The sequence below is a fragment of the Nocardia aobensis NBRC 100429 genome, from assembly GCF_000308375.1.
In the GTDB taxonomy this organism is placed as follows: Bacteria; Actinomycetota; Actinomycetes; order Mycobacteriales; family Mycobacteriaceae; genus Nocardia; species Nocardia aobensis.
Genome location: NZ_BAFQ01000087.1, coordinates 1 through 11,437, shown reverse-complemented (window position 1 = coordinate 11,437; position 11,437 = coordinate 1). Strand labels below are relative to the sequence as shown.

General features: G+C 70.3%; 10 protein-coding genes. 4 read left to right on the top strand and 6 right to left on the bottom strand.

Features of this window, described 5'->3' with window-relative positions; genetic code table 11:
- Positions 1-482: UvrD-helicase domain-containing protein (locus tag RJ03_RS38320; RefSeq protein ID WP_036501069.1), on the bottom strand; the 482-nt coding region annotated here is incomplete at its 3' end.
- On the bottom strand, positions 479-3,946 hold the full coding sequence (gene recC, locus RJ03_RS11300) for an exodeoxyribonuclease V subunit gamma (RefSeq protein WP_036501067.1): 3,468 nt from the start codon (positions 3,944-3,946) through the stop codon (positions 479-481). The genes RJ03_RS38320 and recC, both read right to left, overlap by 4 nt.
- 364 nt (positions 3,947-4,310) lie before the next feature.
- Here recC and RJ03_RS11295 point away from each other — a divergent pair, with 364 nt between their 5' ends.
- Positions 4,311-4,517 (top strand): hypothetical protein, encoded by a 207-nt coding sequence (locus tag RJ03_RS11295; RefSeq protein WP_036501065.1) that lies wholly within the window; start codon positions 4,311-4,313, stop codon positions 4,515-4,517.
- A 126-nt stretch (positions 4,518-4,643) separates the two neighbouring features.
- The gene (locus RJ03_RS11290) at positions 4,644-5,534 is read left to right on the top strand and encodes a serine hydrolase (RefSeq protein WP_036501074.1); all 891 of its coding nucleotides are present in this window, start codon (positions 4,644-4,646) and stop codon (positions 5,532-5,534) included.
- Here RJ03_RS11290 and RJ03_RS11285 read toward each other — a convergent pair whose 3' ends face one another.
- Positions 5,535-6,998, bottom strand: a complete 1,464-nt coding sequence (locus RJ03_RS11285; protein ID WP_036501072.1) for a cytochrome P450 — start codon at positions 6,996-6,998, stop codon at positions 5,535-5,537.
- Between the two features lie 86 nt (positions 6,999-7,084).
- On the opposite strand from RJ03_RS11285, the gene RJ03_RS34965 reads away from it, so the two are divergent.
- Positions 7,085-7,750: a TetR/AcrR family transcriptional regulator gene (locus tag RJ03_RS34965; RefSeq protein WP_157122108.1), complete on the top strand. Its 666-nt coding sequence runs from the start codon at positions 7,085-7,087 to the stop codon at positions 7,748-7,750.
- 138 nt (positions 7,751-7,888) lie between these two features.
- On the top strand, positions 7,889-9,427 hold the full coding sequence (locus RJ03_RS11275) for an NAD(P)/FAD-dependent oxidoreductase (protein ID WP_036501063.1): 1,539 nt from the start codon (positions 7,889-7,891) through the stop codon (positions 9,425-9,427).
- Between the two features lie 90 nt (positions 9,428-9,517).
- On the opposite strand, the gene RJ03_RS11270 is transcribed toward RJ03_RS11275, so the two are convergent.
- The 3 genes from RJ03_RS11270 to RJ03_RS11260 all read right to left on the bottom strand — a co-directional run.
- The gene (locus RJ03_RS11270; RefSeq protein ID WP_036501061.1) at positions 9,518-10,198 is read right to left on the bottom strand and encodes an urease accessory protein UreD; all 681 of its coding nucleotides are present in this window, start codon (positions 10,196-10,198) and stop codon (positions 9,518-9,520) included.
- Positions 10,188-10,901, bottom strand: coding sequence for an urease accessory protein UreG (ureG, locus tag RJ03_RS11265; RefSeq protein ID WP_036501059.1), 714 nt, complete (start codon positions 10,899-10,901; stop codon positions 10,188-10,190). The genes RJ03_RS11270 and ureG overlap by 11 nt, the downstream gene beginning before the upstream one ends.
- 97 nt (positions 10,902-10,998) lie before the next feature.
- Positions 10,999-11,437, bottom strand: a 439-nt coding sequence (locus RJ03_RS11260; RefSeq protein ID WP_036501057.1) for an urease accessory UreF family protein, incomplete at its 5' end; no start/stop codon positions are given.

Genomic DNA, 11,437 nt, shown 5'->3' with positions numbered 1-11,437 from the left:
GCGACGGTGACGAATCGCTCCCGCGTGCGTTCCCGCAACTCCTGGGTCGCGGCCCGGGTGAAGGTCACCAGCAGCAGCTGCGAGATGTCGACCAGCCCCTCGGCGACGAACCGCACCGCCAGCCCGACGATGGCGTAGGTCTTGCCGGTCCCCGCGCTCGCCTCGAGGACCGTTGTCCCCGTGGGCAAGTCACCGCACAGGTCGAACTGGCCGAACGATGCGGAGCCACCTGCGCGGACGCGGCGGCCGACATCCGAACCACCGTTGCGCTGCTCTTCGACACCGCTGTCGGCGGCGGTATCGGAGGGCTCGGCCGCCGTATCGAGAAGGTCCGTCTCGTGTTCCGGTCGGAGCTCGTCGAGGGCGAAAAGTTCGGCCGGGCCGGTCGATTCATCGGCCTCACGAGCCCGGCGGCGGGTGGTGGTGTGCGCCGCCGCTTCCGGGGTGCGCAGATCGGTGACGGGGAACAGTTCCTCGGTCATGGCTGCCCCTGGGATTCGTTGGCCAGCAGCGGATTCCACAGTCGCCGGGCGACCGAGCCGAAGGTGGTGGTCTCGCCGTAGCGGTCCGGTTCGGGCAGTGGGGTTTCCAGTTGCTCGAAGCTCGGTTCGGGTCCTCGGACGTAGGTCAGGTAGCGGTCGGTGTGGTCACCGAACGGGCGCGGTCCCTTCGGCCCGCCGTAGAACTCCTCTTCCGCGGCGGCGCGGGCGGAGTCGAGATCGGCTCCGCGGCAGCGGCGTTCGGCGTACACCGCCGAGGCCGACGGCGCGAACGACAGTGGTTCGGCCAAGCCCTCCTCGCGCAGGTCGGCCAGCTCGCGCAACAGGTCCGCAGCGAGTGCGGGGGCCGGTGCGGTCAGCGACGAACGCCAGGCCGGGCGGCCGAACTTGCCGCGCCCGATGCTCACGGCCAGCCAGCTCTGATGGCGTTCGGTGGCGGCCAGCGCCAGCAGCCGCACCCACGCCGCCATCCGATGTTTGGGCGCGAGCCGCGAATAGGTGGCGCGCACGACGGCGTCGTCGTGCACATCGGCGACCGTCCCGGTCAGCCGCCGCCCCGACCCCAGATCCACCGCGATATCGATGGTGCGGGCCGGCGCCTGCTGCAGTGGCGCGGCGACCTGCACCAGCCGGTCCACGGTGGATTCCACCTCGGCGAGCACCGAAGCGCCGAGACCGAACGGCGGCAGGGTGCCGCGCCGCCATTCCGCGGCGCGCAGGGCGCCCGGATCGGCGCCGGTGAGCCGGGCCGCCAGCATGCGTTCGCCGATGTTCCAGGTGGCCAGCCCGGTCAGTTCGATGGGCAGGCGTTCATCGATGTCCTCGTCCTCCTCCGGCACCCGGATGCCCAGCCGCTGCCACAGGAAGGCCCGGATCGGATGTTCGGCGAACGACACCAGTTCCGCCAGTTCCACATCCGTGCGCGCCACGGCCGGCAGGGGGCCGGACAACCACGGCGGGCTCGGTTGCGCGGGGCGGTCCGCGGCGCGGGCGGCGGCCAGCGCGAGGGTGTCGAAACCGAACGGGTCGCGCGCGTCGAAATTGCGGCGGTCGTATGCCTGCAGCGGATGCCGACGCACCACCTCACCGGTCCCGCGGTGGGCGCGCACCACGTCGATCAGTTCCGCGAGCGGTGTGACCGGCGGCCGGGGTGTACCGGTCACCGGATCGGCACCGGTGTAGAGCACCACCAGATGCTGGCGCGCGGCCAGAACGGCATCGAGCAGCAGCCCGCGGTCCTCGCTGCGCGGATCGCGTTCTCCGACAAGCGGTTCCCGCGCGGTGACATCGTCGCCGTCGATGCCGCCGGTGCGCGGGAACACCTCGTCGTCGAGCCCGAGCAGCACCACCACCCGATGCGGAATCGACCGCATCGGCGCCAGCCCACAGACGGTGAGCTCACCGGTGCGGTAATTGGAGCGCGGCGCCCGGGCCCGGGACCGCGCCCGCAGGGCGGCGATCACATCGGGCAGCCGCAACTCGGCCGCATCCGCGTGTTCGAAGGCGGCGGCCAGTTCCCGGCGCGCCTGCACCCCCTGCCAGGCCGCGGCGGCCGGTAGATCGGTGAGCAGATCGAGCGCGCGATGCAGGATCTGCAGCCACTGCCGGGCGGGGCGCGGTGCGCCGGCGGGTTCGGCCGGGGTGGGTCCGCTCAGATCACGCACGCAGACCGCGAGCCGGTCGACGAATTCGGCGAAACGCCCGGCCAGGTCCACATCGCCGGAGTCGACGTCGTCCAGCGGCAGCGCCAGATCCAGCCAGTCCTCGCCCGATTCCCCCGCGGCGACGCCGAGCAGAATCCGGTCGACCGCCGCGTTGAGGGTGTTCTGGCCGAATTCGGCGAGTCCGAATGCCTGCCGCTGCCGTTGCCCGATCCCCCAGCGGGCGCCGGTTTCGGCGGCCCATTCGCGCAGCCGCTCGATATCGTCGTCGTCGAATCCGCAGCGATACCGGACAGGTTCGGTGGCGGCGAGGTCGAGCACCTGAGTGACGCCGACACGACCCTCGGCCAGCGCCAGCAGATCCTCCAGCACCGCGAGCACCGAATTCGCCGCGCCCGCACTGCGTTCGGCGGGCCGCACCCGTAAGCCGTGTGCGGGATTCGCGTCGGGGTCGTCCAGGGCGGCGGGCCCCTGGCCGAAGGCGGCCCGCACCAGCGGGGCGTAGCCGTCGGGATCGGGGCACAGCACGATCACGTCGCGCGGTTCGAGAGTGGGATCGCGCTGGAAGAGGCCGAGCAGCACATCGCGCAACACCTCCACCTGCCGGGCGGGGCCGTGGCAGGCGTGGATCTGCACGCTGTCGTCGGCCTCGCACGCCACCGGTGGCCAGTGATCCGCGCGGATGGCCGCTTGCAGCTCGGAAAGCACTGTGCCCGAACTCATTTCGTCACCCGCACGATTCGGCTGGTGATGCTGGTCGGCGAAATCCACGGTCGCCAGCCTGTTCTGCACCTCGCGCACGTCGCGGCCCAGCGCCGCCAGCAGGGGATGCCGGGCGATCGGATCGGCCACCACCCGCCGGGGAGCGGCGAGAGGGCTTCGCACGACCGTCGCCGCACCCGCGAGCCCGGCAACGGCTTCCGCGCTCTCGCCGGATCGGCTCGCGCCGGCTCCCGTTGGACGGGCGACCTCGGCACCCTCCGCCACGGCATCCGCGCCGGTCCGCAGCCGCTCCCACAGCGCCGGGCTGGGATGGGCCAGCCAGAGGTGCACCTCCCGGTGTTCGGCCACCGCCGCGAGTACCGCGAGCTGCGCGGCCGCGATCCGAGGCAGTCCGAAGACCGAAAGACGCTGCGGCAGATCGATACTCGCGGGATCGGTGCGCAGCCGGTGGCAGACGGTGTCGAGCCGCTGCGCCGGTGCGGGAATGCCGATCGCCTCGCGCACCCGCCGCCACAGTCGCGGCTGCCACCGCAGGTCGTCGGGTAGGTCGGCGCCGCGGCCGTCGGTGTCGGCGCCGTCGGCCCAGTCGGCGATCAGGGTGGGGCGGGTGGTGCCGTAGGTGTCGAACAGGGTCGCGATATGCGTCGCGGTGCTCAGCCGCCGCCCTGCCCGGTACGCCTCGTCCGGGCCGGCGCCCACACCCAGATGCCGGGCCAGCACTGCCGCCCACGGCTCGCCGATCGCGGCGTCCATCGCCGCCAGTACGGGCCACACCAGCCGGTCGGGGGCCCACGGGTCGGCGTCGGCGGCGATATCGGAGGCCGCGGCCGAGATGTCGGCGACCAGCGCCGCCGGGGTCGGGTAGTCGATGTTGGCGGCCACGCCGTCACCGGTTCGCGCGCCCAGGGTCACCGCGAGCCGCTGGTTGAGCCAGCGTTGCACGCCGTGTGCGCCGACCGCGACGACCTCGGCGGCGAAGGGGTCCGGCAGCGGGTGCGACAGCATCGCGGCGAGCGCGTCGGCGAGCGTGCGCGCCGACTCGGCCCGGTGGATGTGCAGCACCTGCGCACCGCCTCTCTCGTCCCTCGCGCGCGATCCCTTGTCGCGGTGATGCGGCGCGCCCGATCCTACAAACCCGGCCACCGCTCCCGGCGGCACCGGCCCGTCTCGGAGCGCCGCACCCTCCGAACGCCGCGGTACGAGCCCTCCGCAACCGACCCGTCATCGCCCGTTACCACCGATTTGCCGCTCTTCGCAGCATGTCACCAAACATTCGGCAACACAATCGAATCCGGCCATCATGACCATTCGGCTATCACGAACGCAATTCGCCACCGCGTGTCATCCGCACACCGGGTCCGTCCTGTGCCACAGTTTTCCGCGGGGAGGTTTCGGGAGAAGCGGTATCGAAAGGCTGGTTCGATTCATGTCTGCGACGGTGGTCCCCCTCGTACCCAGGTCCGGGTTCACGGTACGGCGATCGGGCGAGACGTGGGAATTGATCAACTCCCGGCACTACGGCCGCGGCGTGGTGCTGCACAGCTGGGCTCGCGACGGACATTCCGAGGCCTTCGAGCACTGCTATCGGCTCAACGGCCGCAGCGTCGAGGGATTGCTCGCGGCATTCCGCTGACCTGCGCCGTTGCGGTCGATATGGCCGAAATGCGCTGGCCCGCAACGATCTCCGCGTAGCTAGCACATCCGCAGGCCGACCTCAAGACGTGCGTGATCGGCGCATTTGTGGCTATTGTGGCTCACCGTGCGTTATCCCCGGACCGCGTCCCGCGGCATTCGAACCACCCGCCTGGCCGCCGGTGCCTGCGTCGTCGCCGCCGCGCTGATGGCGGGCACCCCCGTGCTGGATCCCGCTCCGGCCGCCGCCGTCCCGCTGCGTATGCAGGGCTGCCGCGACGGCTTCGACTGCGATATGAGCAGCCGGATCGCGGCCGTCGACAACTATCTGGCCTCCCGGCCCGGCGTCACCGGCTATGTGGTGCGCGACCGCGTCACCGGCGGCACCTATGCCAACGGCAACGCCGAGACTCTGTTCTGGACCGCCTCCACCATCAAACTGGCCATCGCCGAGGATCTGCTGAACCGGGCGCGGGTCGGCGCGATCGCGCTGACGCCCGAGGACCGCACCCAGATGGAGTCCATGCTGGCGACCTCCAACGACGCCGCGGCGGACTTCCTGTGGAACAAGTACGCGGGCCCGGATCGGCAGGCGTTCAACAACGCCTTCCGCGCCAACGGGATGACCGGCCTGGTGCCGCGCCCGACCAACGGCAGCGGACATCTGTTCCCGGACTGGGGTTTTCAGCAGTGCACGCCGTCCGATCTGGACCGGCTGATGAACAACGTGCTCGACCACATGAACCCCGACGACCGCGGTTATCTGCTCGATCGGATGCGTAAGGTCGACACCAATCAGCACTGGGGCGTCTGGGGCGCCGGCGATGCCATGCATCCGGGCCTCAAGAACGGCTGGTCCGACGAGAACGGCGGCTGGGTGGTCAACTCGGTCGGCTTCGCCGGGCCCGGTGAGCGCTACACCCTCGCGGTGATGAACTCCCTCGGCGACCAGGGCGGCTACACCGACGGCGAGGAGACCACCACGCATGTCGCGCAGCTGCTGTTCGCCGGACGCTAGTCACAGCCGCGCCAGCCGCATCGGCGCCCCGTCGCGCGGGAACGGGATGGTGTTGAATCCCCACGGCATCAGATAGTCGTCGGGGATGTGCCAGCGGTAGGCGCGCACCATCGCCGCGATGACCACCTTCACCTCGAGGGTGCCGAAATGCATGCCGATACATTTGTGCGCTCCCGCGCCGAACGGCATCCACGCCAGCCGGTGCGATTTGTCCTCGCGCCGGCCCTCGGTGAACCGTTCCGGGTCGAAACGCGCGGGATGCGACCACAATTCGGGCATCAGATGGTTGACGCCGTAGGCGACGTCGACGTGGGTGCCGGCCGGAATGTAGTGACCGGCCACCTCGGTGTCGCGTACGGCGCGGCGCACCAGGCCCGGCACCGGCGGCACCAGCCGCAGGCTCTCCTTGATCACCAGATCCAGATCACGCAGGCGATCCAGGTCGGCGATCGTCGGCGGCGCGCCGTCGAGCTCGTCGAACAGTGCCCGCGCCTCGGCGCGCACCCGCTGCTGCCAGTCGGGGTGGCGGCCCAGGTAGTAGGCGACCGAGGTCGCGGTGGTGGTGGTCGTGTCGTGGGCGGCCATGATCAGGAAGATCATGTGGTTGACCACGTCGGCGTCGGAGAACATCGCGCCGTCCTCGGCGCGGGCGTGACACAGCGCGGAGAAGAAGTCCGCACCCTCTTCGCGGCGCTTGTGCGGCACCATCGCGGTGAAGTACTCCTCCAGCGTCTTTCGCCCGCGCAGACCGGCCCGCCACGCACCGCCGGGCACCGGATAGCGCACCAGCGCCAGCGGTGCGTGGGTGCAGTCGAGGAAGGCCCGCCCGAGCCGGTGGCGTTGCGGCCCGGCATCGACGCCCATGAAGGTTTCGGTCGCGATCTCGAGAGTGAGATCTTTCACCGTCGGATACAGCCGCAGGGTGCGCGCACCGGCCGGACTCCAGCGCTCGACCGCGGACTCGACCACCGGGCTCAATTGCGCCAGATGCGATTCCAGCCGCTCGCGGGTGAACGCCTGCTGCATGATGCGCCGGTGGAACATGTGCTCGGAGAATTCCAGCAGTAGCAGCCCGCGGCGGAAGAACGAGCCGATCAGGAAGTCCCAGCCCTGCCCGAAATCGTTGCGCCGCTTGCCGAGTACCTCGTCGACGGCCTGCGGACCGGCGACCAGGACGCGGTCGACACCGAAGGATTTGTTGTAGCTGACCGGGCCGTAGCGGCGGTACCGGTCGTACATCTCGGCCGGACCCCAGCGCAGATACTGCAGCGAGCGGCCCAGCACCGGCAGTCCGGTGTCGCCGCGCACGGCAGACGCCGCACTGCCCCGCGGCGGTGTCGCCAGGACCTGCTCCCGCGCCGGTAATCGGTGCAGCAGCCGGTCGATCGGACGGCCGTCCGGTATTTCGATGAAGCCGATGTTCTCCCGCTCGGCGCCGGAGGGACGCGGGTCGACGCTGACCATGATGATGCCTCCCGAACACAGCGACCGCGCCACGCCGCCCGGCCGCAAGAAAAGTACACCTCGTACATTAGAGGTAGAATCGCGCTGTGACAAGGGACACAGAAATTCGGCGTCCAGGCCGCCCGCCCGGGCCACCCCGGGATCCCGGCCGCCGGCGCGCGGAGATCCTCGACGCGGCCGAGCGGGTGGTGGCCGGCTCCGGAGCGCGCATGACGATCGCGCAGGTCGCCGCCGAGGCCGGATACGCGCGCACCGCGGTGTACGCGGTGTTCCCGGACCTCCCGGCGCTGATCGACGCGCTGGCCGAGCGGCATATGAACGCGATCATCGCCGCCGCCGACCATCTGCTGGCCCAGCCGCTACCCGCCCGGCAACTGCTGCGGGCGGTGGTGACCCTGATGTGCGATTTCGTCGACGCCAATCCCAACCTGCACCACGTCATGATGCAGCGACTCGAGCACGGCGACGCCGAGCACCGGCCGTTCTTCACCCGCGTATCCGATTGGGCGACATCGATTTTCGACATCATTCTGCGCCGCCTCGACGCGGACCCGGCGCTGGCGCGGATCTGGGCGACCGCCACCGTCGGCGCCATTCTGATGTCGGCCGAGGCCTGGATACAGCAGCCGATCCGATCCCGCGCCGAATTCGTCGACCAGCTCGCGGCCTTCCTGTGGCCGAGCGTGGAGAGCATCGGCGGCGACCGCCTCGTCGGGCCGCTGGTGGGCGCGGCGGAGCCGGTGCCGAAGTGAACGCATACCCGCCCTGCGCGGGCCGAAACCGGGGCCAGAAGCGCGGACGCGCCGACATTCGATGCTCGTCGTGACTGCCTCCGGGCAGCCGACTACCGTTGAGCCTGTCGTAGACCGAACGTCCGGCGAGGAGCGCTGATGGGAACCGAAACTGTCGAGAATCGACGCCACCGCGTGGTGGTGATCGGATCCGGCTTCGGCGGCTTGTTCGCGTGCAAACATCTCGAGCACGACGACGTCGATGTCGTACTGATCTCCAAGACCTCCACGCACCTGTTCCAACCGCTGCTCTACCAGGTCGCCACCGGCATTCTGTCCACCGGCGAGATCGCCCCCGCCACGCGCATCGTGCTGCGCAAACACCACAACACGCGGGTGATCCTGGGCGAGGTCCACGATATCGACCTGGTGAACAAGACCGTGACGTCGAAATTGCTCAACCAGGACACCGTCACCTCCTTCGACAGCCTGATCGTCGCGACCGGCGCCCAGCAGTCCTATTTCGGCAACGACCAGTTCGCCACCTACGCGCCGGGGATGAAGACCATCGACGACGCGCTGGAACTGCGCGCGCGCATCCTCGGCTCGTTCGAGGAGGCCGAACTGGCCAAGACCCAGGAGGAACGCGACCGGTTCCTGACCTTCGTCGTGGTCGGCGCGGGCCCGACCGGCGTCGAACTGGCCGGCCAGATCGCCGAACTCGCCGATCGCACCCTCGTCGGCACCTTCCGCAACATCGATCCGCGCGACGCGCGCGTCCTGCTGGTCGAAGGCGCCGGCGCGGTGCTCGCGCCGATGGGCCCCAAACTCGGCGGCAAGGCACAGCGCCGCCTCGAGAAGATGGGCGTGGAGATTCAGCTCAACGCCATGGTCACCGACGTCGACGCCCGTGGTGTGACGGTCAAGGACAAGGACGGCAGCGAGCGTCGCATCGAATCGGCGTGCAAGGTGTGGTCGGCCGGCGTGCAGGCCAGCGAACTCGGCAAGATGCTGGCCGAACGATCCAAGGGCACCGAAACCGACCGGGCCGGGCGAGTCGTGGTCGAACCGGATCTGACGATCAAGGGATATCCGAACGTCTTCGTCGTCGGCGACCTGATGGCCGTGCCCGGCGTCCCCGGTCAGGCCCAGGGCGCCATTCAGGGCGCCACCTACGCGGCCAAGCAGATCAAGGCCGAGGTCGCCGGTAAGCAGACCCCGGATCAGCGCAAGCCGTTCAAGTACTTCAACAAGGGCAGTATGGCGACGGTGTCGCGGTTCAACGCCGTGTGCCAGATCGGCAAGCTGGAGTTCTCCGGGTTCCTCGCGTGGCTCATCTGGCTGGTGCTGCACCTGTACTACCTGATCGGCTACCGCAGCCGGACCGTCACGGTGTTCCAGTGGTTCGTCGCCTTCCTCGGCCGCAACCGCGGGCAGATGGCGGCCACCGAACAGTGGGTCTTCGCCCGGCTGGCACTCGAGGCCATGAACGGCAACGAGACCGATGCCCGGGAGGTACAGGCCGAGGTCGGCAATACGACGCCCCCCGCCGCACCGGGCGAACCTCCGGCGAAATCGGCGGCCGCTACGCCGGACGGCGAAAAGTCCTCCGGCACAAGCGAATCCGCCGACGGATCCCCCGCCTCCGGCAGCAGCGAGTCGACCACCTCCGGCTCGTCACGTCCGAAGGCCGGCTGAGCACACCGGTTTCACCACCGAGGGCCGCGAGCCGATGAGCTTGCGGCCCTTGGGTATTCACGACAGGACGCGGATCCACGCCCCGGCGGGTCACCCGGCGTCGACGCGGACACTGCCGGACGCTTCGGACAGCCGCGCACCCGTCCACGTCGACAACGAGCCACCGGCGGCGAGCGGAAGCAACGCGCCCGCCACACCGAGGGTGGCGGCGGGGCTGTCGTCGGGGTATCGCAGTTCGCTGGACAGCGCGCGGGGGGCCGACAACAGGTCGTCGGCGGCGGTGCCGGCGCCGAGTTCGAGGCGATGCCGCAGCAGCGGCAGGGCGGAGAGGTCGGCGACGAGATCCCCGCACCAGCGGCCGTGATCCTCGCCGGTGCGGCCGATCTGCACGCGTTCGCGAACGCGGATGCGGGCGTCGCCGGCCAGCCGCACGGTGGTGACGGAACGATGGCCGGCTCCCCCGGCGACGACTGTCGGTTCCGGATCGAAGTCCAGTTCACCGCCCGCGCCGACGTCGAAGGACCACGACGCCGTCGACGTCCGGGTGGTGCGGCCGGGCAGCACGATCGTCGCCGCCACCGAACGAACCACCAGGCGTGCACCGGGCTCGACCACGATGCGGATATCGAGTTCGTCCCCGCCGAGCGGCGTGGCCGCGGCACCGATCAGATGCACCGTTTCCGGTCCGGTGCAGCGGACCGCCAGCGCGCCGGTGGCCGCCGACCACGGCAGCGCCCCGGCGCGCGCGACGATGCGAATCTCAGTGCGCAACAGCGCTTTCCCCGGTGGCCTCGGCGGCCGCCACCGCGTCCAGCTGATCGCGCACCCACGCCAGCACCGGTGTCGCCGCCGGATCCTCGGTCAGCGAGCTGAAGACGAACGGGCGGCCCGCACGCACCGCCGCGGAATCGCGGCGCATCACCTCGAGGTCGGCGCCCACCATCGGGGCCAGGTCGGTCTTGTTGATCACCAGCAGATCCGAGAACGTCACCCCCGGACCGCCTTTACGCGGGACCTTGTCACCGCCGGCCACGTCGACGACGAAGATCTGCGCATCGATCAGGCCCGCGGAGAAGGTGGCGGTGAGGTTGTCGCCGCCGGATTCGACCAGAATCAGATCCAGCGGCGGATTCGCCTCGATCAGATCGTCGATGGCGTCGAGGTTGGCGGTGATGTCGTCGCGAATGGCGGTGTGCGGGCAGCCGCCGGTCTGCACCGCGCTGATGCGTTCGTCGGGCAGGACCGCGTGGCGGCGCAGGAAGTCGGCGTCCTCGGTGGTGTAGATGTCGTTGGTCAGCACCGCCAGCGACAGTTCCGCACGCAGCTGCCGGCACAGCGCCGCGACCAGCGCCGTCTTCCCGGATCCGACCGGTCCGCCGATCCCGATGCGCACCGGCTCCCCCGGAGTGCGCACTCGCTTGGGACGGTCGTGGGCGTGATCGTGCGGTTCGCCGTCGATCAGATGGGGCGGCATGAGCTCTCCTTCGGGCCTCGACTCTCGCCGATCATCGTGGCCGATTCATGTGAACCCGGTGTTACCTCCCCGGCCGGCGGTTGCACCGCCGCGCGGGCTACGACGCGAACAGCGGCATCTCACGGTCGAGATGGCGTTGCGCGAGCACGTCACCGAGCGGATCGGACAGGGCCGCCGGGCCGATCGTGGCCGCGCGGGCGGTCTCGTCGCACAGCGCGGCCAGCTCCAGCGTGATCGCCGCGACCGCGGCCGGATCGAGGGCAAGTAGCCGCTGGGCCGCGGTGGCGGCTCCGGTCATCGTCGTATACACCACGACCCCGGCGATCTCCACCGGCTGCACTCCCGCGGCCCGGCCCACGACACCGAATACCGTGGACAGATGCGGCCGCATGCCCAGGCCGGACCAATCATGCTGCGGCCACGCCTGTTTCGCGAGCCGCAGCAGTCCGCGCCCCTGTGCCCGCGAGGCCGTGCGCGCCGCCGGGGCCGGGGTGCGGGCGTCGGCTTCCGCCTCGGCCGCCGAGGGGGTCAGCGCG

Coding starts and splice junctions, on each gene's coding strand:
- RJ03_RS11295 (WP_036501065.1), top strand. CDS start 4,311: ATGTCTGCGACGGTGGTCCCCCTCGTACCCAGGTCCGGGTTCACGGTA.
- RJ03_RS11285 (WP_036501072.1), bottom strand. CDS start 6,998: ATGGTCAGCGTCGACCCGCGTCCCTCCGGCGCCGAGCGGGAGAACATC.
- RJ03_RS11275 (WP_036501063.1), top strand. CDS start 7,889: ATGGGAACCGAAACTGTCGAGAATCGACGCCACCGCGTGGTGGTGATC.
- ureG (WP_036501059.1), bottom strand. CDS start 10,901: ATGCCGCCCCATCTGATCGACGGCGAACCGCACGATCACGCCCACGAC.